General features: G+C 61.2%; 25 protein-coding genes. 21 read left to right on the top strand and 4 right to left on the bottom strand.

The annotated features are described in order from the left end of the window. Positions 1–153: 153 nt before the first annotated feature. Entirely contained in the window at positions 154–810 is a 657-nt protein-coding gene (locus MF270_RS21960) for an RNA polymerase sigma factor (RefSeq protein WP_238367927.1), read from the bottom strand. Positions 811–1,148: 338 nt separating this feature from the next. Between MF270_RS21960 and MF270_RS21955 the strand changes: the two genes are divergently transcribed. The 21 genes from MF270_RS21955 to nhaA all read left to right on the top strand — a co-directional run bounded on the left by MF270_RS21955 (position 1,149) and on the right by nhaA (position 22,079). Further along, positions 1,149–2,039 carry a DMT family transporter gene (locus MF270_RS21955; RefSeq protein ID WP_238367926.1) on the top strand — a complete coding sequence of 297 codons (891 nt, stop codon included), beginning with the start codon at positions 1,149–1,151 and terminating at the stop codon, positions 2,037–2,039. A gap of 224 nt (positions 2,040–2,263) precedes the next feature. Beyond that, positions 2,264–2,890, top strand: coding sequence for an RNA polymerase sigma factor (locus tag MF270_RS21950; RefSeq protein ID WP_238367925.1), 627 nt, complete (start codon positions 2,264–2,266; stop codon positions 2,888–2,890). 217 nt (positions 2,891–3,107) lie between these two features. After that, on the top strand, positions 3,108–3,311 hold the full coding sequence (locus tag MF270_RS21945; protein WP_238367924.1) for a hypothetical protein: 204 nt from the start codon (positions 3,108–3,110) through the stop codon (positions 3,309–3,311). Then, entirely contained in the window at positions 3,304–5,070 is a 1,767-nt protein-coding gene (locus MF270_RS21940) for a DUF3141 domain-containing protein (RefSeq protein ID WP_238367923.1), read from the top strand. Before MF270_RS21945 ends, MF270_RS21940 begins: the two co-directional genes overlap by 8 nt. A 6-nt stretch (positions 5,071–5,076) precedes the next feature. Further along, a complete protein-coding gene (locus tag MF270_RS21935) occupies positions 5,077–5,256 on the top strand; it encodes a hypothetical protein (protein WP_238367922.1) in 180 nt (59 codons plus the stop codon). After that, positions 5,249–6,094: an enoyl-ACP reductase FabI gene (gene fabI, locus MF270_RS21930; protein WP_238367921.1), complete on the top strand. Its 846-nt coding sequence runs from the start codon at positions 5,249–5,251 to the stop codon at positions 6,092–6,094. Before MF270_RS21935 ends, fabI begins: the two co-directional genes overlap by 8 nt. Then, the gene (petA, locus tag MF270_RS21925) at positions 6,091–6,690 is read left to right on the top strand and encodes a ubiquinol-cytochrome c reductase iron-sulfur subunit (RefSeq protein ID WP_238367920.1); all 600 of its coding nucleotides are present in this window, start codon (positions 6,091–6,093) and stop codon (positions 6,688–6,690) included. The genes fabI and petA overlap by 4 nt, the downstream gene beginning before the upstream one ends. A gap of 39 nt (positions 6,691–6,729) precedes the next feature. Beyond that, complete coding sequence (locus MF270_RS21920) at positions 6,730–7,425, top strand: CBS domain-containing protein (RefSeq protein ID WP_238367919.1); 696 nt, start codon at positions 6,730–6,732, stop codon at positions 7,423–7,425. A gap of 274 nt (positions 7,426–7,699) precedes the next feature. Then, positions 7,700–8,878 (top strand): NAD(P)/FAD-dependent oxidoreductase, encoded by a 1,179-nt coding sequence (locus MF270_RS21915; protein WP_238367918.1) that lies wholly within the window; start codon positions 7,700–7,702, stop codon positions 8,876–8,878. Between the two features lie 124 nt (positions 8,879–9,002). Continuing rightward, positions 9,003–10,199, top strand: a complete 1,197-nt coding sequence (locus MF270_RS21910) for a phospholipase D-like domain-containing protein (protein ID WP_238367917.1) — start codon at positions 9,003–9,005, stop codon at positions 10,197–10,199. Positions 10,200–10,382: 183 nt separating this feature from the next. Further along, on the top strand, positions 10,383–10,547 hold the full coding sequence (locus MF270_RS21905) for a hypothetical protein (protein WP_238367916.1): 165 nt from the start codon (positions 10,383–10,385) through the stop codon (positions 10,545–10,547). A 108-nt stretch (positions 10,548–10,655) separates the two neighbouring features. Beyond that, entirely contained in the window at positions 10,656–11,021 is a 366-nt protein-coding gene (locus MF270_RS21900) for a DUF5676 family membrane protein (protein ID WP_238367915.1), read from the top strand. Beyond that, the gene (locus MF270_RS21895; protein ID WP_238367914.1) at positions 11,018–12,400 is read left to right on the top strand and encodes an MBL fold metallo-hydrolase; all 1,383 of its coding nucleotides are present in this window, start codon (positions 11,018–11,020) and stop codon (positions 12,398–12,400) included. Before MF270_RS21900 ends, MF270_RS21895 begins: the two co-directional genes overlap by 4 nt. Continuing rightward, a complete protein-coding gene (locus MF270_RS21890) occupies positions 12,397–13,905 on the top strand; it encodes a thymidine phosphorylase family protein (RefSeq protein WP_238367913.1) in 1,509 nt (502 codons plus the stop codon). Before MF270_RS21895 ends, MF270_RS21890 begins: the two co-directional genes overlap by 4 nt. After that, positions 13,902–14,804, top strand: a complete 903-nt coding sequence (locus tag MF270_RS21885; protein ID WP_238367912.1) for a ribose-phosphate diphosphokinase — start codon at positions 13,902–13,904, stop codon at positions 14,802–14,804. The genes MF270_RS21890 and MF270_RS21885 overlap by 4 nt, the downstream gene beginning before the upstream one ends. 18 nt (positions 14,805–14,822) lie before the next feature. Then, positions 14,823–17,303, top strand: a complete 2,481-nt coding sequence (locus MF270_RS21880) for a phosphoketolase family protein (protein ID WP_238367911.1) — start codon at positions 14,823–14,825, stop codon at positions 17,301–17,303. 108 nt (positions 17,304–17,411) lie between these two features. Next, complete coding sequence (locus MF270_RS21875) at positions 17,412–17,681, top strand: DUF2933 domain-containing protein (protein ID WP_238367910.1); 270 nt, start codon at positions 17,412–17,414, stop codon at positions 17,679–17,681. Beyond that, entirely contained in the window at positions 17,678–18,325 is a 648-nt protein-coding gene (locus MF270_RS21870; RefSeq protein WP_238367909.1) for a methyltransferase family protein, read from the top strand. Before MF270_RS21875 ends, MF270_RS21870 begins: the two co-directional genes overlap by 4 nt. Before the next feature lie 308 nt (positions 18,326–18,633). Continuing rightward, entirely contained in the window at positions 18,634–19,572 is a 939-nt protein-coding gene (locus tag MF270_RS21865; RefSeq protein WP_238367908.1) for a hypothetical protein, read from the top strand. Between the two features lie 9 nt (positions 19,573–19,581). Then, positions 19,582–20,925: an APC family permease gene (locus MF270_RS21860; RefSeq protein WP_238367907.1), complete on the top strand. Its 1,344-nt coding sequence runs from the start codon at positions 19,582–19,584 to the stop codon at positions 20,923–20,925. Beyond that, positions 20,889–22,079 (top strand): Na+/H+ antiporter NhaA, encoded by a 1,191-nt coding sequence (gene nhaA, locus MF270_RS21855; RefSeq protein ID WP_336246048.1) that lies wholly within the window; start codon positions 20,889–20,891, stop codon positions 22,077–22,079. Before MF270_RS21860 ends, nhaA begins: the two co-directional genes overlap by 37 nt. A 17-nt stretch (positions 22,080–22,096) precedes the next feature. Here nhaA and MF270_RS21850 read toward each other — a convergent pair whose 3' ends face one another. The 3 genes from MF270_RS21850 to MF270_RS21840 all read right to left on the bottom strand — a co-directional run bounded on the left by MF270_RS21850 (position 22,097) and on the right by MF270_RS21840 (position 26,230). Beyond that, on the bottom strand, positions 22,097–22,651 hold the full coding sequence (locus tag MF270_RS21850; protein WP_238367905.1) for a potassium channel family protein: 555 nt from the start codon (positions 22,649–22,651) through the stop codon (positions 22,097–22,099). A gap of 25 nt (positions 22,652–22,676) precedes the next feature. Continuing rightward, a complete protein-coding gene (locus tag MF270_RS21845; protein WP_238367904.1) occupies positions 22,677–24,041 on the bottom strand; it encodes a GntP family permease in 1,365 nt (454 codons plus the stop codon). Between the two features lie 221 nt (positions 24,042–24,262). Next, on the bottom strand, positions 24,263–26,230 hold the full coding sequence (locus MF270_RS21840; RefSeq protein ID WP_238367903.1) for a type IV secretory system conjugative DNA transfer family protein: 1,968 nt from the start codon (positions 26,228–26,230) through the stop codon (positions 24,263–24,265). Between the last annotated feature and the right edge of the window lie 64 nt (positions 26,231–26,294).

Below are 26,294 nucleotides of genomic sequence, written 5' to 3'. Positions count from 1 at the left end.
CGACCATACACCTCGATGGCCACCCGGGATTACACCTATGAAGGCGCAGAAATTACACCACGTGCGCGGACACTAACCGGCTTCGATCTCAGGCACGCGCGTAACGTAGCAGCATTAAAGCTCCGGGGATCGCTCTGCGGTTCTGCGTGTTCTTCAGATTTCGCTTTCGTCCGCAAGGGCTTCGATGCGGGCGCGGACCCTCTCTGCCGCGTCGCAATCGCAATCGAGAAAGCCGTGAACCGGGCAGGTCAGGCACATCTGCTGCAACCTTGTCTTCAACGCCTGCCTGCCCCGGTGAACGCGGACGTTGAGATTGTTCAACGTGATCCCAAGGTCTTTGGCGACGGCCTCTCGCGGTTGTTCCTGAAGATCGACCCGCCAGACAACTTCGGCATATTCAGGTTTGAGCGTTGGCAACAACTTGTAAAGACAATTGCAGATTGCCTCGTCCAGTTCTTCGTCAAAATCGTGATGGACGCTTTCCAGATCGGTCGGTGCCATGACCACCTCCCTCTGTCGCTGTCGCGAAACCTTGCGGCCATGGTCCGCGATGGACGACACAAGGATCTGACTGAGCCAGCCGCGAACGGCCCGTACATCACGAAGTTGCTCTGAGCGGTCGATGGCCCGCAGCATAAACGTTTGCAGGACATCCTCTGCCGCCTCTGGATCACCCAGTCGCCGACGCAGGAATTTCAGGATTTGGTGTCTGCCTTCTACCAACGCGTGGCGAACGGCCGCGTCGGTGGATTTTGCAGCGGCGTCGGGCTGGTCAACTAAGGAAACTTTGTCGCCTTGGTCATTTTTCATCACACACCTCTACAAAATAGGACGCTCGTAAGTCGGATGCGTTACACCGTCTGCCACAAACGTCTGCGGTTCTTTCATTGTACGTGCATCCTGGAACTCATAAAGCACAGGTCATCAGACGTTTGTCTTATAACCAGTAAGGTTTCAGCCGCTGCAACGTCTGTTTGGTTCGTCCAATCACTGTCGCCAAGCCGCCGCACCGCAATTGTTGACACTTGCGACTTCGATCTGGTCTGCGATCATCAAGTACGAGAACAACTCATCATTCTACCCTGACTTCGCACGCCGGAAGATTTCCGCAATTCCCGCCGGTTCTGACCTGAAAAAAGGAAATCCCGATGTCGCCGACGACAATAACCAAGATCGTTCTGGCCATGCTCTTGTGGGCGGCATGCTTTCCGCTGATCACGGCAGGGCTGCAATATTCGCCGCATTTGACCTTTGCGACACTGCGGGCGGTTCTGGCTGGGGCCACCCTGGTGCTTGTTGCCGTGTGGCTGCAGCGGCCGTTTCCGCGTGGTTGGCGCACGTGGGTGACACTGGGTGTCGTCGGCCTTGGCGCGACCAGTCTGGGATTTCTCGGCATGTTTCATGCGGCAGAATTCGTATCTCCCGGGCTCGCCACGGTTATCGCCAACGCTCAGCCGCTGCTTGCGACAATGTTGGGCGTTGCATGGCTTGGAGAGCGACTGGCGAGGGTCGGTTGGGGTGGCCTATTTATCGGTTTCGCGGGAATACTTGTGATCGCCCTGCCACAATTGGGCGATGGAGCGCGAGACGGGACGGCCATCGGTTTTGCCTACATCGTTCTGGCTGCGGTTGGAGTGACTGTCAGCAACGTGGCGATCAAATCCATCGCAGGTCAGGTCGATGGACTTTTTGCAATGGGCTTTCAGATGCTGATCGGCAGCGTGCCTCTTGCCGTGGCGGCACTTCTCCTTGAAGACCAGACAGCCATCCAATGGACATCTGTTTTCATAGTGTCGCTGTTGGGCCTGGCCTTGTTTGGCTCTGCACTGGTTTACTGGCTATGGTTTTCGGTGCTGGAGGAAGTGGAACTGAGCCGGGCGATCGTGTTCAGCTTCCTGGTGCCGATATTCGGCCTCACCATCGGGGCAGTGTTCTTTGGCGAGCGTCTTTCCGTCGTGCAATTTTCCGGCATCCTATTGGTCATTGCGGGAATTGTGTTCGTCAATCTCAGTGGTAGAATACAAAGCCAACACAGCTGATCTTGACATAAACGAATATATTTTAATAGCTTGAGGCGATTTGGCAATAGTTGCTCAGGTCATTGAAAGGCTCCCCCGCAGAACGGGTGAGTGGGCCTTGGCACATCGAACCTGCGACAAGAACGATGGCGCAATTGATCCATGTCAACGCTTGCGGCCATCGAACATGATACAGTGATAATGACCAAGAAAATCTCGAAAAATCAGGAAAGGTCAGGCGTCTCATGGCATCGCTAGACACCCGAAAACCGGTGATGCCGGTCGAATCGGCGGAACGTGCGTTGCTCGATGGACGTGGCGCATTTCTGGGCTTCCTGATCAAACGGCTTGGCAACCGGGCGGATGCAGAGGATGTTCTGCAGGATTTCTGCATCCGTGTGCTGGGGCGCAAGGATCAGCTCAGAGACGTTGAGCGGATGGACGCCTGGCTCTATGCGATCCTGCGCTCCACGTTGAATGACCATTTCCGTAAAGGCACGCGTCGCAACCGCTTGGCTGCGGCGGTGGCGCGCGAGCCGGAAGACTGGATCGCTGATGCGCCGACCCAGATGGCGCGGCTCTGCACCTGCCACGGCGGTCTTATTTCCGAACTGCGCCCGGCGGATTCGGAACTGATCCGGCGCATCGACTTCGGCGAAGAAGACCGTGAGCATGTGGCGCGCGACCTTGGGCTAACCCGCAACGCGCTTGGCGTTAGGCTACACCGAGCGCGCACGGCTTTGCGCGAGGCGTTGACAAATCATTGCGGCGACTGCTGCCGTGACGACCGCGACGATTGCTATTGTCAGCCGGCGGGTTGCAAGAACGCCGAGCACGAAACTGATTGCGAAGCAGGGCAGCAGAATTCCTGATCTAAACGCGGTCGGTCTGTAACGTTTTTCGCCGATCGACGTCTTCTTTTGTGACTGCGCCTTGGGCCAGCACAGCAGGAGGACTGGGATCATGCCACGGGAGACGACGAATTTTCGTTCGGGAGCAACGGAACCGTCGCGGAATGCCGCCGTTCCGGGGTTCATGTCGCGGGTGATATGCAATTGTGCAGAGGCCTCCGCGCATCCAGACGCTCCGATGGCACTGGCGTTGTTCCAGCGCGTGGAAATCTTAAAGCAACCTCCGGGATTAGCGGCGCGCGCACTGGGCCTCAAGCCCGGTGATGCGGCCTACCTGTTGACTGGTCTGCGCCAGGAGGTCGCAAAAGACCTCGCACTTGCGCTTCTTGCAGGGCAGCCATCCAGAGAAATCGATGAACAGAAGGAAGCCGATGATGAATAAGAGCTTGCGCCTTGCAACTGTGACAACGGAGCAAACTACGGAACCTGAGTCTAAACAGCCCTCGGCTGACGCCCATGTTCCCTATGCCCAGGACGCGTTCGAACGCTGGCTGCTGTTCCTCGATACCTTGCGGGAACGCGCCGACAACATGATAGCGCATGAACGGCAGGGCATGCCTCCGCTTCTGGATTTCGACTACGAGCTTCTGCTGGATGCCCGCACGTTCGACCGGCCCGCCAATTATGCGCTGCTCAGGATCACGCGGGTCGGAGACGATTGTTGGGAAGATTGCGTGGATAAGACGAAGCCGCCGGTCATTGTCATTGATCCGCGCGCGGGTCATGGGCCGGGCATCGGCGGCTTCAAGCATGACAGCGAAGTCGGCATGGCGATGCACGAGGGCCATCCGGTCTATTTCGTGATCTTCTTTCCAGAACCCATGCCCGGCCAGACGCTGGCTGACGTACACTATGCCCTGCGTGACTTCGTCACCGAAGTCGCCCGTCGTCACCCGAACGCAGCACCCGTGCTCTACGGCAATTGCCAGGCCGGTTGGGCCGCCGCCCTGCTGGCCGCCGATTGCGACGGTCTGACCGGGCCCATCGTGCTGAACGGCTCTCCGCTCAGTTATTGGTCGGGCGACGCGGCCACCAGCCCGATGCGGATGCTCGGCGCGCTTTCGGGCGGGTCGTGGGCAGCGCACATGATCGCCGATCTGGGCGACGGGCGGTTCGACGGCGCGTGGCTGGCGCAGAACTTCAAGACCTTGCAACCCGAAAAGGCGATCTGGGAGAAATACGCCAACCTCTTTTCCCATGCCGATACCGAACGTGAACGGTTTCTCGACTTCGAACGCTGGTGGAATGGTTACTACACGCTGAGCCGCGAGGAAATTCTCGGCATCACACAGAACCTTTTCATCGGCAACCGGCTGGAGCAGGGCGAGATGCAACTGGATGCACATTGCACCATCGACCTGAAACGGATCCGCAACCCGATCATCGTCTTTGCCTCGGAGGGCGACAACATCACGCCACCGCAGCAGGCGTTGGGCTGGATTGCCAAGCTATATCCTGACACCGATGCGCTCAAGGCTGCCGGACAGCGCATCGTCTACATGACGCACGAGACTGTCGGGCATCTAGGCATCTTCGTCTCCGGGTCCGTCGCGCGGCTTCAGCATCGGGCGATCCTGGAAAGCCTGGAGGCGGTCGAGGTACTGACGCCCGGGCTTTATGAGATGGTCATCGATAATCCTTCCGGGGGCGCAAAGCGCAAGACCGACGACTACGACGTGCATTTCGAGCAGCGCGACGTCGACGATCTCGGTTTTGGGTCAGACCATGGAGCGCTGGCGCAGGTCGCGCAGATGTCACGGATCAACGAGGCGGCCTATTCGACATTTGTTAGCCCTTGGATCAAGGCCGCGACTTCCCCGGCCAGTGCCGAGATGCTGCGCGCCCTGCATCCGATGCGATGGACCAGAACGATTTTTTCCGAACGTGTGAACCCATGGATGGCACTGGTGAAATCCACAGCCGACTTCGTGCGCGAGACGCGAGATCCCCTGCCGAAAGACCATCCCGCCATTCTTGCCGAACGCGCGCTGTTGGCGTGTACCGGCGAAAGCGTGGCGTCATTGCGCAAAGCGCGCGACGCATGGCTCACACATGTCTTCGGCGCGATGTACGGCAGTTTCCCCATCGCTGCCACTGGCACGCAGGCAGACATTCAGATCACCTCATCCAGCAAGGAGTGAACGATCATGGAATGGCTTACTGAAAACTGGATTCTGGTCCTCGTGATCGGCGGGATGGCTGCATTGCATCTCTTCGGGCATGGACACGGCGGGCATAAGCACGGCAAGACCGCGAAGCGTCAAACTGCACAGAAGAAGGTGCCGGACGCCTCCGCCGATACCCGGGTTCAATCGGAAGATGCCTGACTTCCCCGAATGCTGCGATCCCGTGGAACTTTTGGACCTGTCCGGTCGCAAGGGCTTGGTCATCGGCATCGCGAATGAACGCAGTCTGGCGTGGCCCGCCGCTCTGCACTTCCGGCAAGCGGGTGCCGAGTTGGCCATCACTTATGTCAATGAGCGCACCAAGACCCACGTGACACCGTTGGCCGCGCGGCTTGAAGCGCCCATCGTCCTGCCTTGCGATGTGAAGGCGCCACAGGAACTCGATGCCGTTTTCGATGCTATCGCAGAACGCTGGGGAAAGCTCGATTTCCTTCTTCACGCCGTGGGCAGCGTGCCGTCTGCCGACCTTCATGGTCGGCTGACCGATTGCTCTGCCGAAGGGTTCTCGGAAGCGATGGCCGTTTCGGTGCATTCGCTGATCCGTATGGCGCATCTTGCCGAACCGCTGATGTCCGGCGGCGGCAGCCTGATCACGCTAAGTTATCTTGGCGGCGAACGCGTGGTGGAAAACTACAATGTGATGGGGCCGGTCATGGCGGCGCTCGAAGCGACTGTGCGCTATCTCGCGCATGAACTCGGGCCGTCAAACATCCGTGTCAACGCTATTTCCGCGGGTCCGGTGCTGACCCGCGCGGCATCGGGGCTGACCGGCTTTTCGGGTCTTCTGGATGCGACCGCTCGCGCATCACCCTTGCGGCGCAACATTGAGGCCGACGAGGTGGGCCGAACGGCCCTGCTCTTCGCCAGCAACTATACCAGCGGCATCACGGGAGAGGTGCTGCATGTCGATGCGGGTGTTCACATCGAAAGCCCGGTCTTTTCAACCCAGATGAGCGTCAAGTCGGAGGATTCACGATGAACAGGACCGCAGACCACCCAGTTCCGCCGCCTGCAACTGAGCGGCGCGATTTCTTGTACTATGCTACAGCCTCGACCGGCGCGGTTGCCGTCGGGGCTGCGGTCTGGCCGTTGATCGACTCGATGAATCCCTCAGCCGACGTGACCGCCTCCGGTACGATCAGGGTCGATCTTGCCGGCGTCGAACCGGGCCAACGCATTACGGTCAAGTGGCGGGGGCGCCCGGTCTTCGTCTGGCGCCGGTCTGTTGCGGCTATCGAGGCGGCGCGCGCGGTCGAACTCGACGATCTTGTCGACACTGTCGACAGTGCGCGCGAGAACCCGAACCTGAATGGCGACACGCCAGCGCGTGACGAGAACCGCACGGCGGACGCGGCTGGCGAGTGGCTGATAGTCATCGGTGTCTGTACCCATCTCGGCTGTATACCGCTGGGTCAGGACGGATCCGCAGTCGGAGAATTCGGCGGTTGGTTCTGCCCATGTCACGGATCGCATTACGACACGTCGGGGCGGATACGGAAAGGACCGGCACCACGCAACCTCGACATCCCACCCTATGATTTGGGCGATGACCTGCAACTGGTGATCGGCACCTGATCGGTGCATCGGCCCATTACTTGCGAAGGAGGCAACGACATGCAAGCCAAGGATATCATGACGACATCCGTGATCTCCGTCCCGCAGGACGGAAAAGTCGAGGACGCCGTGCGCCTGATGCTCGAGCATCACGTCAGCGCGCTCCCCGTCGTTGATTCAGAGGGCGCTCTCAAGGGACTGGTCAGCGAAGGAGACCTGATGCGGCGCGTCCGCGACACCGACGGCCTGCGCCGATCCTGGTGGCTCGAACTGCTGGGCGGCTCTGGCAATTCTGCCCAGGACTTCATCAAGCTCAACAGCCACCATATCGCGGACGTGATGACCCGCGATGTCGTTTCGGTCGAGGAGGACACACCGATTGCCGAGATCGCGCGCCTTCTGGAAAAGCACCGGATCAAACGGGTGCCGGTGCTGCGGGAGGAGCGCGTCGTTGGAATTGTCAGTCGGGCAAATCTGCTCCATGCCTTGTCGGCAATTCCTGACGGGGCACTGGGGGAACCATCGGAAGATGATCGGGTGCTGCGCTCGAAGATAGATGAAGCTCTGAAAGAGGTTCCCGGTGCGACAGTCAACTTGATCAACTACACCGTTGACAAGGGCAATGTCGCGATCTGGGGCGTTGCAGACAGCGATTTCGAAGAGAACGCCATTCGCGTCGCGGTGGAAAACGTGTCTGGTGTCCACAGTGTTGACATCCACATGGGCCGACTGGCGGCATGGGCCTACGGCATTTGATCATTTCTGTCGGCCAAGGCTCCGCACGATTTGGATGGCCTGCGGGCCGGAAAAGTTTCCTACATGTTCGAAAGGCACTGATATTATGCAGACGAGTGCGGAGAAATGGCCTGCGGGGGAATCAGACCCCGCAGGCGTTTACACAAGGTTCGGCAGGGGAAGGATGCCTGGCATCGTCGCCTAAACTGGTTGACCGGATTGTCCTCTGCCGCATGATACCGGTCGGTGGATCCTGCGATTGTGCCCTGAACTCCAGAAGGCACGAGGGTACTGGATGCCGGAAAGCGGCGGGATGATGGCACCTGTGCCCGACCATTCCGCCGCCAGCGATGACCAGATTGAAATTGTTGGAGCCGGGCCCGCGGGCCTCGTCTGCGCGATAGTTCTGGCCAAGGCCAACCGCCGGGTCACGGTGCGTGAATGGCACAAGGATGTCGGTCACCGTTTCCATGACGATTTTCACGGTCTGGAGAACTGGACCGACGCGCAGGACGTTCTGGACGAACTCGCTGCCGTCGGAATCGCCACCGATTTCGATCATCGCGGTATCACCGAAGGCGTCGTCTTTGACAGCCGCGCCACGGCGCACCGGGTTCATGATTCAAAGCCCCTGTTCTATCTGTTGCGGCGGGGCAACGCCGTGGGGACGCTGGACCGCGCCCTGCTGGATCAGGCCCAAGCGGCCGGGGTCGAGGTGCGGTTCAATGATCGGGTCACGGCCACGGCGGGGAACATGATCCTGGCAGGCGGGCCGCGCGGTGCTGATATCATCGCGGTCGGCTACGTCTTTGAAACGGCCATGCCCGATGGTGCATGGCTTGCGTTCGGGACGGAGCTGGCCCCGAAGGGCTACGCCTACCTGCTCGTGCACGAAGGACGCGGAACGGTGGCAAGTTGCATCTTCACGGGGTTTCGCGACCAGGCGAAGCATCTTGCGGCGACGGTGTCGTATTTCGAACGTCACGCCGGGCTGCAAATGCAGAATGCGCGCGGTTTCGGCGGTTTCGGGAATGTCAGATTGCCACGCACAGCGATGCAGGGCGGAAACCCGGTGATCGGCGAGCACGCGGGTTTTCAGGACGCGCTGGCAGGATTCGGGTTGCGCTATGCGATGCGAACGGGCCGGCTGGCGGCAGAGAGCCTGATACACGGAACCGACTACACCGAAGCCTGGCGGCAGAGTTTGCAGCCGGGCCTGAGTGCCGGCGTGGTCAATCGGTTCATGTACAACCACACTTGTACACGCGGATTGGACTATCTGATCGGAAAACTCGATGCGAACCACACCCGATCGATATTCGCTTCGGCCTACCGGCTGTCGTTCCCCAAGCGCTTCGTGCTGCCACTCGCCCGGTTTCGTTATCGCGAACCCCTCAAAGACCGCAGTTGCGACCATGTCGCTTGCGATTGCGTCTGGTGCCAGCACGGTCTCCATGATGTGTCCGGTGCCTGACCGCCGTGGCCATCGCGCCACCATCGAGATCAAAGCAGGTTTTCGCGCCATCGCATCCGGAGGCGACGGACCTGTCGCCGACCCTGACATTGCCGCCCGATCCACGAGGCGCTAAGCGAGAACTATGCGCGTCTTCAACAAACATTTCATTCGGGCGGACGGTATCAGCCGCAAAGCAACGGGCGTCACGCGGTCGAGCAAACAAGCGCGCGCTGCGATCTGTGTGCCGGACCTCGGCGAGGGCGAGGGCACGTTCCGGCTTTTCGTCGAAGGCGATGCGCTTTTCGACGAGATGATCGCCGCGATTGAGCGCGCGACGCGCGATATCCGCATGGAGTCCTATATCTTTGCGGCCGACGAGGTCGGTGCGCGTTTCGTGGCCGCGCTCGCGGTAAAGGCGCGCGCCGGCCTTGACGTGCGGCTGCACCTCGACGCCTTCGGTGCCGGCCAGAGAAACTTTCGCAGGCTGCGTGACGAATTGAAACAGGCCGGGGTCCGGTTCCGCTGGTTTCGCCCCTTCAGCCTGCTGCATCCGCTGAGATATCTGCAACGCAACCACCGCAAGCTTCTGGTCGTCGATGGCCGGGAAGCATTCCTGGGCGGCTTCAACATTCGCCGGCTGAATTCGCGCCGACTTCACGGCGATACCCGCCAACGAGATACTCATTTGCGCGTCGCGGGCCCGCTGGCAGAGCTCGCTGTCAGGCATTTCGAGCGACTCTGGTTTGACGCTGGCCAGCTTCCGGCCAGCGCGATTCCCGATGATACCAAGGGGATCGAGGGGTTGCTGGTGCCGAGCTACTCGCGCAAGTGCCGCAAGCGGCTTGCTTGTCTGCATGCGGGGTTGATCGAAATGGCGCAAACCCACGTTTATTTGACCTCACCATATTTCAGTCCGGGAACCGTGGTCGCCCGCGCACTTCAAGCCGCCGCCCGGCGTGGCGTGGACGCACGTTTGCTGGTCCCCCGCCGGAGCGATCCGCCGGTCGCCGGCTGGGCGACTCGGGCTGCATATGCGCACCTTCTGTCGGCGGGCGTGAGGGTCTATGAATACCTGCCGCGCCAACTGCATGCCAAGACTTCGGTCATCGACGCGGCTTGGTCGATCGTGGGCTCGGCAAACCTCGACTACCGGAGCCTGTTCATCAACCAGGAGCTCGTGTTGATCGCTCGTGATCGGACGCTGGCCGAGCAACTGCAGGCACAGTATCTGGGCGATCTCGCAGAGGCCGCTGAAATCACCCTGCCGGTCTGGCACCGCCGCGGCTTGCGTGCGCGTGGCCTGGAGGCGATTGGATGGGCCGCGCGCCGACTGCTGTAGCTGTCAGAACCGCTCGACCCATGCCAGCCGGGATCGGGCGTCCCGGTCGGAGCTGCCAAGTGACTGCCTCCGGCCTGCGAGTCCGCGCGCATCGTCACACTGCAAATGCGCCAATGTCTGAATTCCTGTAATGCTGTCCGTCGAGCCGCGTCTATAGAACGAAGGCAACAAGAGGAGGTCCAGATGGACAGTCTTTCCAATACCCCGAAGCAAGCCAGCGCCGCCAAGGAATCGACCGGATGTTGCGGCGGCAAATCCGACAATCAGGGCCAAGCCAAACCCGAGCCGCGCGTCACGGAATCCGCTAAGGAAACGCCGACCAAATCCGGCTGCTGCTGCGGCCACTGACACGACACCCCGCGCGGGATCTGCGTCCCGCGCGAGCCACGCCACGGCGGTCCCGGATAGCAAGGCTCTTGCCGACCGGTCCCACCGGCGGCGAGGAGGGAACAAGCCATGATGCCTATCATCTATCTCACCGCAGTCGCGGCGATCCTTTTCCTGGCCCTGCGCATGGCGTGCAGGGCTTGTGTCATGGGCGCGGATACTGCGACGGGGCGCGCACGCCTGCCCCTTGTGCCGCTGGGCTGGGCGCTGAGCCTGTTTCTGGCGGTGACCTATCTGGTCTGCATCGCGTTCGACCTGATCTTCCCCGGCTACGCAATGTACCAGACCTGGTCCGGCCTGCTGCCGGGGTTTGTCTGGCTGACACCGCTCGGCTTCGTCGTCGGTCTGGTCGAGAGCTTTCTCTATGGCTGGTATGCCGCGTTGATCTTCGGCGGGCTCTACAACGCCATCGCGAACAGGGTGGCAGAGACATGATCCCGACCGCGCGTCCGAAACTACGCTTTCTGGGCGCCGCCGGGACCGTGACGGGATCGCGTTATCTGATCGAGGCCATGGGACGGCGCATTCTCGTGGATTGCGGCCTGTTCCAGGGCTTCAAGAACCTCCGCGAACGCAACCGCAAACCGTTTCCCGTGCGTCCGAACACGATCGACACGGTGCTGCTCACACATGCACATCTCGACCATTCGGGATACCTGCCGGCGCTGATCCGGGCGGGGTTCGGCGGCCGGGTCCATTGCACCGAGGCGACAGCAGACCTTTGCGGGCTTATCCTGCCCGACAGCGGACACATCCAGGAAGAAGAGGCGCGCTTTGCCGCCCGCAGGGGGTTTTCCAAACACAAGAATCCCAAACCTCTCTATACGCTCAAGGATGCAGAGGCGGCGCTGGAACGCCTTCAGCCGCATGGCTTCGATCAGAGGATCGACCTCGGCGACGGGGTCGCCGCCCGTTTCATTCCTGCAGGGCACCTTCTGGGCGCCGCCCAGATCCGTTTCGAGATCGGCGACAGTGTCGTCCATTTCAGCGGCGATCTGGGCCATGATCCCGACCCGCTCATGCGGCCACCGGAACCTTTCGGCGGGGCCGATGTGCTGGTCTGCGAATCCACCTACGGCAATCGCTCCCATCCCGAAACCGACCCCGAGGCCGAGCTGGCCCCGGTCCTGAAGCGCACATTTGCCCGCGGCGGCACGGTGCTGATCCCGTCTTTTGCGGTCGGACGGGCGCAGGGGCTGATGCTGCGTATCGCGCGCCTCATGGCGCGGGGGGACATTCCATATGTACCGGTGTTCCTCAATAGCCCGATGGCCGTGGATGCGACCGAAATCTATCACCGCCACCACGCCGAGCATCACGTCAGCCGCGAAGACTGCGTCGCGATGTTCGAAGTTGCCAAGCGCGTGAACACCGTCGAGCAATCGAAGAAGTTGAACACGCGCCAGGGCCCGATAATCATCGTCTCCGCCAGCGGAATGCTGACCGGCGGGCGTATTCTGCACCATTTGGCAAGCTTCGGAGGCGACAGGCGCAACACGATCCTGCTGTCGGGCTTTCAGGCCGGCGGAACGCGTGGCGCGGCGCTGGCCGGAGGTGCTCGGAGTTTGCGCATGTTTGGACGAGAGTTCCCGATAGAGGCCGAAGTGGTTCAGCTCCAGTCATTTTCCGGGCATGCCGATGCCGACGAAATCCTGCACTGGATGTCCGCCGGTCCCGCACCTGCGATGACCTATCTGACCCATGGGGAACCTTCGGCCGCGGACACCCTGAGATTTCGCGTCGAACACGAGCTTGGGCGATCCGTGCGCGTTCCGGAGCATCTCGAATCCGTCTATCTGGACCGGCCGCGATGACCGATACGCTTGCTCTTGTCCCCGCCGGGATCGACACCTACCGGCAACCGGTCGTCTATATGAACGAAGACTGCCATATCTGTCGCTCCGAGGGGTTCGCGGCCCAGGCCCGAGTGCGGATCGACCTGGAGGACCGTTGGATCATCGCAACCCTGAATGTCGTTGGCCGCGGAGCGTGGCTTGCCGCGGATCAGGCGGCGCTGTCCGCCTCAGCTTGGGCGGCGCTCGGCGCGCGGGCAGGGGACAAGGGAGCGTTTTCTCATCCCGAACCCCCCGTTTCCGCGTCGATGATCCGGGCGAAAGCCTATGGCGACAGGTTGACTCAGGCTGGGTTCGCGGCAATCGTGAGCGACACGCTCGACAGCCGGCTGTCCGATCTCGACCTTGCCGCTTTCGTCACCGCCTGTGCGGGTGAGCGGCTGGATGAGCCCGAAACCGTGGCACTGACCCGCGCCATGCAGGGCGCCGGGCAGACGCTCGACTGGGGAGGGCGGACCATTCTCGACAAGCATTGCGTCGGCGGTCTGCCGGGCAATCGGACGACGCCGATCGTGGTTGCCATCGTCGCGGCGGCAGGGCATCTGATTCCCAAGACGTCCAGCCGTGCGATCACATCGCCAGCAGGGACGGCCGACACGATGGAGGTTATGGCACCCGTTGCGCTCGACGCCGGCGCGCTGCGCAGGGTAGTCGAAGCCGAAGGCGGGTGCATCGTCTGGGGTGGCGGGCTCGCCCTCAGCCCCGCCGACGATCATTTCATTCGTGTCGAACGCCCGCTTGATTTCGACTCGACCGGTCAGTTGGTGGCAAGCGTACTGTCGAAAAAGGCCGCGGCGGGTGCCACGCATGTCCTGATCGACATGCCGGTCGGACCCACGGCCAAGGTGCGCTCTGAGAAGGCTGCCGAGGCACTCGGCGTCCGTATGTCAGCGGTCAGCAACGCGTTGGGTCTGAACCTGGCGCTGCATATCAGCGACGGCATCGCCCCTGTCGGGCGCGGAATCGGCCCGACGCTGGAAGCCATCGATGTGCTGGCGGTCCTGCGGCGCGCGCAGGATGCGCCTGCCGATCTGGCTGAAAGGGCACTCGATCTGGCCGGGCATCTTCTGGACCTCGCACCGGACGGTGCGGCGGGGCAGGGACGGGGCCGGGCCCGGGCTCTGCTGGACAGCGGCGCGGCTGCGGCCAAGTTCATGGCGATCTGTGAGGCGCAGGGCGGGTTCCGGGAACCCGGAATGGCGGCGCAGCGGATCGAGATACACGCCCCCCACGCGGGCCTCCTGACATCCGTGGATAACCGCCGGATCGCACGCATCGCCAAGCTGGCCGGCGCGCCGCGTCAGAAATGCGCTGGTATTCGTCTGCTGACGCGGGTTGGCGACCGGGTGGACAAAGGCCAGCCGCTCTATGAACTCCATGCCGAGACACCGGGCGAACTGGCCTATGCCCTGGCCTATGCCGAGTCCCAAACCGGGGTTCTCACGCTGTCCGAGGGGGTGTCATGATCCTCATACCGTTTCCCGAAATGAAGCTACTGGCCGAAACTCTGTCACCCGCGATGAGGGCGGAATTGCGCACACTCGACTGGCACCATTTCCCCGATGGCGAAAGCCTGATGACCTTGCCGGGTGATCTGGACGGGGCCGACGTGGCACTCCTGGCGACATTGCGCAATCCAGACCATCTTGCGCTGCCCCTGCGTTTTGCCGCAGCGACGGCCCGCGAAATCGGCGCGCGGCGCGTCGGTCTGATCGCACCTTATCTAGGCTACATGCGGCAGGACCGCCGTTTCGAGGCCGGGCAGGCGGTCAGCGCGCGGCTGTTCGCGCAATTCCTGGGGGAAAGTTTCGACTGGCTGGTGACGGTCGATCCGCATCTGCACCGGATCGCGCGGCTGGAGGAGGTTTTCCCGATCCCAGCGGTGCGCGCCGTTTCCGCCCCACTGCTTGCGAACTGGATCAAGACAAACCTGCCCGACGCCGTTCTTTTGGGGCCCGACAGCGAAAGCCAGCAATGGGTGGCCGAGGTGGCCCGGCTGGCAGGACGGCCCTATGAAGTGCTGCGCAAGGTCCGGACCGGCGACCGTCAGGTCGAGGTCAGCGTGCCGGACAATGCCGCGTTGCGCAATGGCACGCCCGTGATCCTGGACGATATCGCCTCTTCGGGGCGGACCTTGGTGCGCACCATTGAACGGCTCGTTGCGGCGGGCACCCGCGCGCCGGTGTGCCTCGTGATCCACGCGGTTTTCGCCGGTTCCGCGCATGATGACATTCTGGCAGCCGGTGCCGCAAGGATCATCACCACCGACACCATACCGCATCCATCGAATGCGATCGGAATCGCCAGCGTTCTGGCTGAAGCATTCGGGTCGCTTAGGGTGCGAGCGGGCACAAGCATCGACTAGAGAAGCAGGGAAATCAGGATGTCCGAAAACCACAACAGGCACTTGGAGTCGCCCGACGCCGGGCAAGTGCGGACAAGGGATCGGGCCGCTATCTATCGTGACAACGAACCGGCCTTTGCGGATTGGGCGCTTGGCGCGGGTCTTGCGGCCCATGACGCCCTGACACAGGTGCGGGTCCACGACATGGTGGATATTCTCGAGCGTCGCGGGCGTGTGCGCGACAGGGCCGAAGCCTGGCGTATCCTCGCAGCAGCAGACCGGATCACGAAGGCGGCAATGTGGCTCGTGGTGCATATGACCTATGCGCGAAACGTGCGCACGGACGGGACACCGCTTGACGCCGAGGATTTCAAAGCCGGTCCCGATGGCCATACCGGCGGGTCGCTCAACATGGTCCCTGCCTATGTCGGCTATCTGGCCGCAAACGCGCTTGGCGGCATGACACGATCCTGGCTGATGGGACAGGGGCATTGCGTTGCCGCGATCGACGCGGTGAACCTCATCGTCGACAACATGTCGTCCGGACAGGAGAACCGATATTCGTTTTCCGATCCCGGCCTGACGCGCTTCGTTCGGGATTTCTATTCCTACGAGATCACCGCCGAGGGGCGCCCCGCATCTGCGCTTGGCAGCCATGTGAACGCGCATACCGCCGGCGGTCTCATCGAGGGTGGCTATCTCGGCTTTGCCGGACTGCTCTACGGACACATGCCGCAGCCCGGGGAACATCTAGTGGCGTTCATGAGTGACGGTGCTTTCGAAGAACAGCGCGGAAGCGACTGGGCACCGCGCTGGTGGCGTTCGAAAGACACCGGGCCGGTCGCCCCGATCATGATCGCGAACGGCCGCCGGATTGACCAGCGCACGACAATGGCGCAATCCGGCGGCGTGGACTGGTTCCGTCGGCACCTGCGGCTGAACGGTTTCGATCCGATCGATCTGGACGGGCGCGATCCGGCAGCCTTCGCTTGGGCGATCTTTGAGATCGAGGAACGTCTCGCCGCCGATGCCCTGGCCGCCCGGGAAAGGGACGGGGCGCCTGCGGTCCGTCTGCACTACGGCATTGCGGAGACGGTCAAAGGTTTTGGATTTCCCGGCGCCGGCACGAACCGTGCGCATAACCTGCCGCTCGAGGGCAATCCGCGAACCGAGGCGGCGGCCCGCCGTGACTTCAACGAGGGTGCCGCGAACCTCTGGGTGCCGCCAAAAGACCTGTCGGATGCGGTGCTTGCGCTCAACAACCACGACGTCTTGGGACGTTCCAAGGAGCGGGCCCATCCCCTGATCTCGCGCCCGGCGGTGACGCCCAGCCTGCCCGAACCGCCGTGGCAAGCCTCTGAGGGTCGCAGAAACGTCTCGCCGATGGAAGGTCTCGACCAATACTTCGAAGCGCTTGTCCTGGCCAATCCCGGCCTGCGCGCCCACGTCGGCAACCCTGATGAAATGCGCAGCAACAGGATGAACGCGACCCTAGATCTGCTGAAGCATCGTGTGACCGCCCCCGAGCCCGGGATGCCAGAATCCGAGACAGGTGGCGTCATAACAGCCCTCAACGAAGAAGCCGTCATATGCGCCGTTCTGGCAAACAAGGGCGGTCTCAATCTGGCAGTCTCCTACGAAGCCTTCGCCACGAAAATGCTTGGCGCTTTGCGCCAGGATTTGATCTTCACGCGGCAATTGATCGCCGCAGGTCGCCGCCCCTATTGGCTTGGCCTGCCGGTCGTCCTCACCTCGCATACGTGGGAGAACGGCAAGAACGAGCTGTCGCATCAGGACACGACCGCCGCCGAAACGATGTGGGCAGAGATGTCCGATCTCTCTCGCGTCGTGTTTCCTGTGGACTGGAACAGTGCCGTCGCATGCCTGCGGGATGTCTTTCGATCACACGGGGCGATCTGGACGATGGTGGTTCCCAAGCGCGAAGTTCCAGACGTGCTATCTCCCGAACTGGCGCAACGGGCGCTGGCCGACGGCGCGGTCTGCCTGCGCGATGTCGGTGGCGATGACCCGGAATTGATCCTGGCCGCCATTGGCGCCTACCAACTGGCCGAAACTCTCACGGCGTCGGATCGCCTGAAAGAAAAGAGCGTGCGGCACCGTGTCATCGTGATGGTCGAGCCGGGACGATTCCGCAGCCCCCGCGACGATCATGAGGCGAAGATGACCGCCTCCGACGCGACGCTCGAAATACTCTTTCCCGAAACGGCAGGCGCCCGGGTCTTTGTCTCGCATACCAGGCCGGAGCCGCTCGGCGGTCTCCTCCGCCGCCTCGATACCGGATCGCGGAAGTCGAGATTCCTCGGGTTCTGCGGTCGCGGTGGCACACTCGATACCAACGGAATGCTGTTCGCCAACCGATCAACCTGGGCGCATGTTCTTGCGGCTGCGGCGGATGTCACGGGGCGGCGGGCGCTGGATTTTCTGACAGAAGCCGAATTCGATGCGGTTCAGGGACGTCGCGCGCCCGCAGGAGTTCTTTTCAAGGGACATGACGTATGACGCGAAAAAACGACTGGCCACAACCTTGCAGAGACCGCGCGAATGGCTCCGACGCGTGGGGCCTGGTTTCATGTATCCTCGATCCACAACTGACTATAGGAATGTGTTATGACAAGACATCACGAACAACATTTGGATAATGACAATCCTCCGCGGCCGCCCTCGTTCTGGAAATCACGCGCGGGCATTTACCTGATCTTTGCGCTCATCCTTGGCGGACTTCTGCTGGGTTACGAGCACCGTGTGCACATTCTGGGCAGCGGGTTGCTAATCTGGCTGCCTCTACTTCTCTGTGTCGGCATGCACTTCTTCATGCACGGCGGGCATGGTGGCCACGGCGGGCATGGTGGTCACGGGTCGGGAGATGACAAATCATGACCGACCCGGGATCATCTTACGGCCTTTGGCTGCTCGTGTTCATCAATTCAGCGGTCTTCATCCTATTCGCTTTCAGCTTCTTCAAGCCGCAAACATCGCGCGACTGGCGCAGCTTCGGAGCCTTCAGCGCCTTCATCGTCGCGCTTTTTGTCGAAATGTACGGGTTTCCGCTGACGATCTTCTTCCTGTCGGGTTGGCTCCAATCCAACTGGCCAGGGATTGACTGGTTCGCCCATGACAGCGGGCACCTGCCGGAAATGATGTTTGGCTGGAGTTCGAACCCGCATTTCGGGCCGTTCCATTTCCTCAGCTTTGCATTCATCGGTGGGGGCTTCTGGCTGATCTCGGTGGCCTGGCACCATCTCTGGGCCGCTCAGCGGGCCGGGCGACTAGCCGTCACAGGCCCCTACGCCCGGATACGGCATCCGCAATATGTGGGGTTCGTTCTCATCATGGCAGGGTTCCTCGTGCAATGGCCGACAATCCTGACGCTCGCAATGTTCCCGGTTCTGGTCTGGATGTATGCGCGACTTGCCAAAAGCGAGGAGGCCGACAGCCGGGCCCGGTTTGGCGAGGCGTGGGAGAGATATGCAGAGGATGTTCCGGCGTTTCTGCCTCGATTGCGTGAGGTTGCTGCGCAGTGAACGCGGTTGTCCAAGCCCGCAGTCTCGGGGCGCAAGCAAGCCAGCGACCTATCGGGAGAGCGAAGCAAGCTCGATCTTCGCTGAAGACCGGGCGCCACTCCGCAGTCTGCGCCTTGATTGGAGGATGAGTTCGGCTTCGGAATTGGACGACGGGTTTGCGAATTGATAGTGCCAGAACCACGCGGGCGACCGAGGTGAGGAATCTTGTAATCCTCGGCGGGTCCGGAGATGTTGGACGGCGGCTCATTAGGCTGTTTTCCGCTAACGGAGAATGGAAGATATGGGCCGTTTCCAGACGACGCCGGCCAATGAAGGAGCCACATCCAAACCTCGTCGCAATCACACTCGATGTGGCGCGTCACGGGGTGGCTCGTGCGCTTCCCGAGGACGCCATAGTCGTTAATCTTACCGAAGCGACGCCACCGGGACTGGTTGCTAAAATCCTCGCCAGGGGAGGTACGGTTCTAGATACGTCTGCGACGCCGAGCTATGTCGACGGTCTGGCCAGGGCCGCTGACGGGAAAAGCGGACGGCTCGTCACGGGCGTGGGGACGGCACCGGGTCTCAGCACATTGATGGGCGCAGATCTTGCGCGGGACACGCGGGTGCGAACGCTGCGTATCGGGCTCGAGCTTGGAATGGGCCGTCACTATGGACAGGCGGCGGCTGAGTGGTTCTTTCGGACGCTTGGACAGCCCTATGAAGACCCGGCTACTGGTCGGTCTACAGTTCCTGGCGCGAATCCGTGGAGGTTCAGTTTCGCGCGGAACGAGGCGCCGCGACTGGCGATCGACATAGGGTTTCCCGATGCGGGCATTTTCCCCGACGGACGCGAAGACTGTGTTCGCCATTACTTGGCCGTTGATCCGCCCTTCGTCACCCGCCTTTTTGCAGTGGCACAACGGCTTGGGCTCGAACGGTGGATAGCAAGGCATTCCCCGCGATTGACAAAGCTTTCACAGTGGCTGCCCAAAATCGGGCCCACAAGAACACGGATTGCGGCGGTTGCATTCGATCGCGATGGCAAGGAGATTGCGTCGCACCTTTTCGAGGGCGGCGATCAGGCAGATTTGACGGGTGCGATGATATTGTTGACGGTTGAGGCAATTCGTTCCGGCGATGCGCGTCAGATAGGGGGCAGTTCAATCGTTGACCACCTCGATTTCGCGCAAGCGCTGACTGGTCTGCGTCGCCACTTTCCCGAAACGAAGTCGATTGACACGAACACTCGGCAAAAGCCGAATTGAGAAACGAGAATGACGAGGAACGAAATGAACCACGACCACGGCGGCGACGGCTACAAGAAGAATTCCATTACGCTCGGCGGTGCGGTTGCCATGGGGACCGGCGTTATGATCGGAGCGGGGATCTTTGCCCTGACGGGTCAGATCGCCGAACTTGCCGGGCCGCTCTTTCCCATTGCCTTCATCATCGGGGCTGTCGTCACCGGCTTCAGTTCCTACAGCTACATCAAGATGTCCAATGCCTGGCCCTCAGCAGGGGGCATCGGCATGATCCTGCAAAAATGCTACGGACCGGGGGCCGTTGCGGCAGGTGCGGCGCTTCTTATGGCGCTCAGCATGGTGATCGCCGAAAGCCTCGTCGCCAGGACCTTTGCCACTTACCTCTTGCGCGCCTTTGATATCGAGGGCGGGCCGCTTGTGCCCATCCTAGCTGTTGGGGTGATCGTTTTTGCCTTCCTCGTGAACATCGCGGGCAACCGGTCGATCGGGCTGTTCTCGATGGTCATGGCCGCAATCAAGATCGGTGGCATCGCGCTCTTCGGGATCGCAGCCCTGTGGTCGAGCGGCTTCGACTTCGCCGCCGCGTCGCAGGACGCGGTCGACTTTGGCGCGATGGGCTTCGTTGCCTCGGTCGCACTAGCCATTCTTGCGTTCAAGGGGTTCACGACAATCACCAACAGCGGCGCCGAGATCACCGACCCCAACCACAACGTCGGTCGCGCGATCATGATCTCGATTGCGCTGTGCGTCGTCGTCTATCTGCTCGTGGCCTTCGGTGTCGGCTCCAGCCTGACCATAGACGAGATCATTGCCGCCAAGGACTATTCGCTGGCCGAGGCGGCGGAACCGGCATTGGGGCAGGTGGGCTTCCTGCTGACGGTGTTGCTGGCCGTTGTGGCAACGGCCTCGGCGGTGCTGGCGAGTGTCTTTGCCGTCTCGCGTATGCTGGCGATGCTGACGGATATGAAGATGATCCCGCATAGCCATTTCGGCATGTCCGGCCCGATCCAACGGCATACACTGGTCTACACGGTGGTGATCGCATCCTTTCTCGCCGTGTTCTTCGATCTGAGCCGGATCGCGTCGCTGGGGGCGTTTTTCTACCTTATCATGGATATGGTCGTGCATTGGGGTGTCTGGCGGTTCCGCCGGACGGAAATCGGCGCCTCTGGCGTCGTCATTCTTGCGGCGCTAGGGTTCGATGCAATTGTTCTCGTCGCTTTCACCGCCATGAAGCTGCAGAGCGATCCGGCCATCGTCGCCTATGCGGCCCTCGCGATCCTCGGCGTCTTTCTGTTCGAACGCGCCTACCTGTCGCGTTGGCTGGCACCTCAAGATGGGCCCGCCCACAGTTGACGGATCATGTCACACAATCGGTTCGCGATGGGCGGCGCGCGGGTCTTGCAATGCTCGTCGGTCTTGCTCTGGGTATGGTTGCCGCGAATTCGCCGATGGCGGATACCTACGCGCTTGTTCACCATCTGCCTCTGCGAGTGGGACCGGTCGCGTGGGCAATCGAAGCCCCTCTGGTCGAGTGGATCAATCAGGGCCTTCTGACGGTCTTCTTCTTTCTGATTGGCATCCATACAAATTATGAGCTGAGCCGAGGTGCGCTGTCCGAACCCGGCGCGGCCGTGCTTCCGGCAAGTGCGGCACTCGGCGGCATGATTGTTCCGGCAGCCATTTATCTTGGAGTCAATTTCGGAGATACAGTCGCCCTTCGTGGGTGGGCGATCCCCATTGCGACAGATATCGTTTTGGTCCTTGGCGTCCTTTCGCTGTTTTCGGGTCAGCTTGGTCCTGCGATCATCGCCTTTGCGACGGCCGCCGCGGTTTTCGACGACCTCGGCGCAGTAATTGTCATCGCATTGTTCTACGGATCGTTCGATCAGCTTTGGCCGCTTTGGATGGTGGTTGGCGGCTTGGCAGGTCTATTTCTACTCAATCGAACCCGAAGAGCATCGCTCGTGCCTTACCTCGCCTTCGGCTGCGTTCTCTGGGCAGGACTTATACTGACCGGTCTCGAAGGAGCGATTGCAGGGGCAATTGTCGGGTTTTTTCTGCCGCTGTCGTCGTTTCCGCCAAGAGCGACAGCGCGCGCCGAGCGGCGCGTTTCGCCATTTGCTCTGTTCTTTGTCGTGCCGATCTTCACCTTCTTCAACGGCGGCGTTATGCTGGATTTTGTTCCTGCTGACCGACAGGCATGGTCTGTCGCAGTCGGCATTGCGATTGCTTTGATTGTCGGAAAGCCTTTGGGAATTCTCGGCGGAACACTTCTGGCGCTTCGTCTGCGCATCGGAACACTTCCTCCGGACACTTTGCTGCGAGACGTATTCGGGGTCGCACTTCTGGCTGGTGTCGGCTTCACTATGAGCTTGTTCATCGTCGGCGCGGCCTTCGATGCAACCCCGATCGCCGCAACGGCAAAACTCGCAGTCGTGAGCAGTTCAGCTTCCGCCGCATTTCTCGGCATCGTCGCTTTCAAAACACGGCGATCGGTCCGACCATAGAGAAGGTAAGCGCATTCCTAGTCCTTGGGCTCAACGCAAGGTTCCCAGTCCCAAAGACGGTTCATTGTCGCAAACAGGAAGGACGCAGACCAAGCGATCATCAAAAGCCCGTTCAGTGCCTCGACACCGGCGAGAAATCTCAGATGACCGGTCGGGACGATATCTCCGATCCCGAGCGATGTGTACATGACGGCCGAGAAATATAGGTAGTCGAGCGGGTGTGCCATGTCGGACCCCTCAAAGCCACCGATCCCGAACCACGCCCTCGCAATCCAGAAGCCGCCCGCGAAGAGCCCGATCTGGAACAGATGGGTGACAAACAACAGACTCACGATGGAAAGCACGCGCGTATGCGGCCGCATTGGAACCGATGCCATGCGGCCTGAGCAGAGGCGCAGGGACATCAGATGCAAATAGGCTGTGGCGACGAAGAGTGCGACGGAAACGGCTATAGAGAGAAACATATTACAATCCTTTTGATACTCAGGCGCCACGAAGGCGTTCAAAGCCGCCATGTATTGACATGAACCCGTCCCACCCAAGACTCTTTTGAGGCTCAGGGTGATCGCCATGTCGCCGGCCTGCAACAGGCGTCCCTTAGATTAAGGCCTGTATCGCAAGAACGACCGAGAGAGCGACCAGCGGGATCGCAACGGCGACGATAAAAATCGGTCCATATGCCTGCCGGTGTGTAAGGCCTGCGATGTTCAGAAGGGTCACGACGGCACCGTTATGTGGCAGTGCGTCGAGCCCGCCGGTCGCGAGCGTCGTTACGCGGTGAAGGACGCCGGGATCCACACCCGCCGCGCGGCCGGCTTCAAGGTAGCTTTGTCCAAGCGTGTCGAGTGCGATGGTCATGCCGCCTGAAGCCGATCCAGTGATGCCTGCAAGCACGGTTGCCGACAAGGCGAGCCCCACAACCGGACCTCCAGGGATGGCTTCGATCAATTCGCGCAGGCCTGCGAACGCTGGCAACGCCGCGATCACCGCTCCGAAACCAACCAGGCTCGCGGTATTGAAAAGCGGTATGAGCGCCGCTTCGGCGCCTTCCGCCAGCACGGCACCCGGCTTGTCGAGGCGGCGTCCGGCCAACGCCATTAGCAACAAGATCGCCCCCGTCAGTGCCAAAATCAGCGCCCAGAGGCCGCTCACTTCATCCATCGAGACCCCTCCCCAAACCGGATCGGCGAGATAGTCCGTTTTCCAGACCGGAATAAGCCGGACCGCAAACAGATAGTTGAGCACGAGCACGGCAAGGACAGGCAACACCGCGACAATGAGGGGAATCCGGGTCGACTCTCGCACAGTCTGCTGGCGGTCGGCCGGAAGCGGGATGGCCGCAAGATGCGCTGCGGCCCAATTCAGATAAGCAATGCCACCCACCGCCATGATTGCGGCGGCCACCAATCCCAATCCAGGTGCAGCGTAGAGCGATGTGCCGAAATAGGGCATCGGGATCGCGTTCTGAATGGCCGGCGTGCCCGGGAGCGCAGTCATTGTGAAGGTGAATGCGCCAAGCGCAATCGCGGCCGGGATCAATTGAGGCGGGAGCTTCGCGGCCGAAAACAGCGAAACGGCCAGCGGGAAGACAGCAAATGCCACAACGAAAAGCGACACCCCGCCGTAGGTCAGTATGGCACAGGACAGCACGACGGCGAGGATTGCCTGGCCTGTGCCAAGCCGCGCAATGATTGCCTGAGCAAGGGTATGGGCCGCGCCAGTGACCTCCATCAGACGCCCGAACACTGCTCCAAGAACAAAAAGTGGAAAGAAGGCAATCACGAAATCGCCAAGTGCCGGCATGAACCGTTCGGTAAAGTTTGCAAGAACTGGCTCGCCCGCGAGAGTCGCACCAAGGGTCGCGCAAAGCGGCGCTAGCACCATGACAGAGAGGCCCCGGAAAGCGCCCAGGATCAAAAGCATCAGAGGCAGAATCAGAGTGAGGAGGGTGGCAGCAAGCATCTCCGTGCGCTATCAGCCTGTCGGCACTTGTTCCAGTCCGCGATAGCGAGGGCTATGGCAGTACCCGGCTGGTCATGCAACTGCACTCCCCTTTCCAAACCACTAACAATGTAGAGGTGTGAAGATAGCGACTTCTATTGTGCTTGGGTCGCTCCCTTGCGCAGATCATGTGCTATTGAGAAAACGCTGGCGCAGCCTGACCTTAAAAGGTGTGAAATCGCTCACCCATGCTTGGCAATGATGGATCTCGTCGTCTGAACGGCCGCCATCAGCGCTATCTGATCTGCGTCCGTGATCTCCAATCCCTCGATATCAAGCGTCAACTGACCCTGGCCACCGCCACTCGCAGCAGCACGAGCCGCGCGGCCTCGTGCCTTCGCTGAAATGTTAGGGACGGTCTTGGGTAAGTTATTCATAGACCTAGGCGCGTTCTGGACTTCCTCCCGCGAGACACTTGCCGCCCGCACCTCCCGTATCTCCAGCCTGAGTTTCTCCACCGTTTCCCGAGTCTCGCTCAACTGCCGGTCCCGCCGCAGCCCGTCCTCGTCCGGATACGGGAAGCTTCCCGATTGACCCGCGTGCAGCACCTTCAGGGCAGGGTCCTCGAAATACTTCACCCTTCTTGCGCGGATCGGCATCTGCGCGTCGATCACAAGGATGACCTCGTCGAGGTCCATGCGTCGGGCTTCATCCTCGGTCAGGAGCGGGGTGTCCTCGGTCCTCTCCGAAACGCTGCGTCCTTCGAACGGATTGCGCCCGACCGCGCGGGAGCGGGTCACCACGCGCTTGGTGGTCTTGCCGACTGCTTGGCTCAGCTCCTCGATAGTCTTCTGCTCGGACGGGGTGAGGTAGAGTTTCACGCCCGCGCCGCCCTGCAGCGACCTGCGGGTGTTTTCACCATAGATCTCGTCCAGCGCCGGGATCGTCTGGGTCACGATGGCGAGGTTGCCGCCGAAGGAGCGTAGCGTCTTGATGCTCTCGGCGACGATCGGCATTTTACCGAGCCGGTCAAACTCGTCGAGCATGATCATGACCGGCCAAGGCTCGTCATCGCCGGGTTCCTGTGCTTGCAACGAGGCAATCAGGTCCGAAAAGAAGAGGCGGATCAGCGGAGCCAGCGGTCGAATCATCTCGGATTCGACCACAAGATAGATCGCATGTGGGCGGCGGCGGATATCCCGGAAGGAGAAGTCAGAGGTCGCGGTGGCCGTGTCGATCGCGCGGTTGTCCCAGGTGTCGAGACCCGATGTCATGAGAAGCGAGAGGTAGGAGGTCAGGGTGTCATTGTTGGTCGAAGCCATGCGCTCGAAGATCAGCTTGGCCGAGGTGTTCTTCACCTCCTGCGAACGCTTCAGATATTCCTTCTGCTTGTCGCCCCCCGAGGCTGTGATGCGATAGATCTCGCCGATGGTCGGCACGCCGCGCTCGAAGGCCAGAAGGCCGGCCGCCACGAAGAGGTCGATACCCCCGGCCAAAAGCCCGCTCAGCTTTTCATTGTCGGTCTGCAGGAAGAGCTTCGCGGTGAGTTTAAGCTCCATCTGCTGCCGGTCGGGGTTGGTCATGGCAGCAATGCGCGCAAGCGGATTGTAGCGATGTGTCGGTCGGTCCCAGTCGGTCGACGCGAAGCGGAACACCTTGTCCCCCATGCTGGCGCGGAAGCGCGAGGTCTCGCGGAAGTTCTCGCCTTTCACGTCGAGCACCACGGCAGAGCCCTTGTAGGTCAGCAGGTTCGGGATCACGAACCCCACGCCCTTGCCCCGGCCTGTAGGCGCCACGATCAGCGCGTGGGGGAAGGTTTTTGAGACAAGGAACGGGCGCCTGGATTTCGGGGAGCCGAGCTTGCCCAGAAGGAAGCCGCCGCCGGGCTTGGCAAAGAAACCGTTCCTCTTCATCTCACCGCGGGTCTGCCAATGCGTCGTCCCGAAGCGGGTCAATGCATCCCCCAGAAGCGTGACGCTCAGCATCAGCGATGCCAGGCCGAAGCCGCCAAGGATGAGGTTCACCCAGAGGAAGTCCTTCGGTGCAGACTGAGACAGACCCCGATATTCGCGGGCAAGCAGGGTGACGTCGAAACGCGTGGGAGAAAGCCCATAGCGGAACACGACAAAGCCGGTCGCCACGACATAGCCCATGGCGAGGCCGACCAGCACGAGGCTCAGCACACCGAGGGCAATCTTGCCTTTATCCATGGGTGATCCCCTTCTCGCCATGTGCCGCGGCGTGGCGCGCGCGCTGCGCCTCGATCTGCTCTTC

This window comes from Mesobacterium pallidum (assembly GCF_019966535.1).
In the GTDB taxonomy this organism is placed as follows: Bacteria; Pseudomonadota; Alphaproteobacteria; order Rhodobacterales; family Rhodobacteraceae; genus Mesobacterium; species Mesobacterium pallidum.
The sequence above is the reverse complement of the archived record's forward strand: the minus strand, read 5'-3'. Positions and strand labels throughout refer to the sequence as shown.